Annotated in this window: 3 protein-coding genes; all 3 read left to right on the top strand. The window is 36.8% G+C overall.

What is annotated here, in order from left to right:
• On the top strand, window positions 1-647 hold a 647-nt coding region (gene atpB / locus RT405_RS12275), incomplete at its 5' end, for a F0F1 ATP synthase subunit A (protein WP_313470060.1).
• 43 nt (window positions 648-690) lie between these two features.
• On the top strand, window positions 691-903 hold the full coding sequence (gene atpE, locus RT405_RS12270) for a F0F1 ATP synthase subunit C (protein WP_313470059.1): 213 nt from the start codon (window positions 691-693) through the stop codon (window positions 901-903).
• Window positions 904-1,027: 124 nt separating this feature from the next.
• Window positions 1,028-1,427 (top strand): F0F1 ATP synthase subunit B (gene atpF, locus RT405_RS12265; RefSeq protein ID WP_313470058.1); only part of this gene is annotated, 400 nt, incomplete at its 3' end.

Genomic DNA, 1,427 nt, shown 5'->3' with positions numbered 1-1,427 from the left:
CAGCATGCGTTATTGTTTTTTTAGTCGCTTTTATTTGTACGAGAAACATGCAGCTTAAACCAACCGGTAAGCAAAATTTTATTGAATGGGTAGTCGATTTTGTTCGAAATATTATTTCTAGTTCAATGTCGAAAGAACAAGGAGATAAATTTGGCCTTCTAGGATTTACTTTGATTATGTTTGTATTTGTTTCAAATATGATGGGGTTACCTTTGGTACTAAATCTTAACGGGCAACAGCTTTGGAAGAGTCCAACAGCTGATCCAATCGTCACCTTGTCTTTAGCGTTTATGATTATTGTTCTTTCCAACTACTTTGGCGTAAGAGAACAAGGTTTTAAAGAATATTTCATGAATAGTTTCGTAAGACCAGTACCTTTCTTATTGCCGATCAAGTTATTTGAAGAGTTTACAAACACTCTGACACTAGCTTTGCGGCTCTATGGAAATATTTATGCAGGTGAAATCTTATTAGGTTTAATTGCAACATTAGCACAAAGTTTTGGTGTCTTTACTTGGATTGTAGGAGTTCCGTTAGAGATGGTATGGCAAGGTTTTTCTATCTTCATTGGAAGTATTCAAGCCTTTGTCTTTACAACTTTGACAATGGTTTATATTTCACACAAAGTCGAACACGAAGCACAGTAAGAATAATAAGAAAAAATGATTTGAAAATTAGGAGGAAATTATTATGGGTTTAATTGGAGCAGCAATCGCAATCGCAGGTGCAGCGATCGGAGCCGCATTTGGTTCAAGTAGAGTTATTTCAAAAACAATCGAATCTATTGCTCGTCAACCAGAAATGAAAGGTCAACTTCAAACGTTAATGTATATCGGTGTTGGTCTAGTAGAGGCTATTCCAATCATGGCAGTTGTTATCGCATTTATTCTTGTATTTAGTTAATAAGGCGAAATAAGTTACCGGCTGACATCAATCAAATGAATTTTAGGTAAGGGTGGAGCTGGCAAGGGGATCTCTACCTTTTTCGCAGATAGTCAAACTGAATACGAGAAGGAAGTGAAAATTAATGTTCAAACAGTTAGTTTTAGGAGCAACAACTGCAGGGGATACAATTGTTGTACTAGTATCGTTTTTACTCTTGATGGTTTTATTAAAGAAATTTGCATGGAAACCGTTGATGAATATTATGGAACAACGGGAACAAAACATTGCAAGTAACATAGAAAATGCTGAAATTGCCAAAAACGAAGCTGAACGCCTAGCTGCAGAACGTCAAGAAAAATTAGATAAGACACGGGCAGAAGCAGCCACAGTGTTAAACAAAGCTAGAGAATCTGCTGAAAGCGCAGAAAAAGACTTATTGGCCGCAGCCAGAGCAGAAGCCTCTCGATTAAAAATGGATGCAAAAAAAGAAATTGAAAATGAACGGCAAATGGCGTTAGCCAGTGTACGTAATGATGTTAGCG

The sequence above is a fragment of the Carnobacterium sp. genome (genome assembly GCF_032094055.1).
Taxonomy (GTDB): domain Bacteria; phylum Bacillota; class Bacilli; order Lactobacillales; family Carnobacteriaceae; genus Carnobacterium_A.
The sequence above is the reverse complement of the archived record's forward strand: the minus strand, read 5'-3'. Positions and strand labels throughout refer to the sequence as shown.

Bases quoted from the DNA above. Each gene is read 5' to 3' on its own strand.
- atpE (WP_313470059.1), top strand. From the start codon at position 691: ATGGGTTTAATTGGAGCAGCAATCGCAATCGCAGGTGCAGCGATCGGA.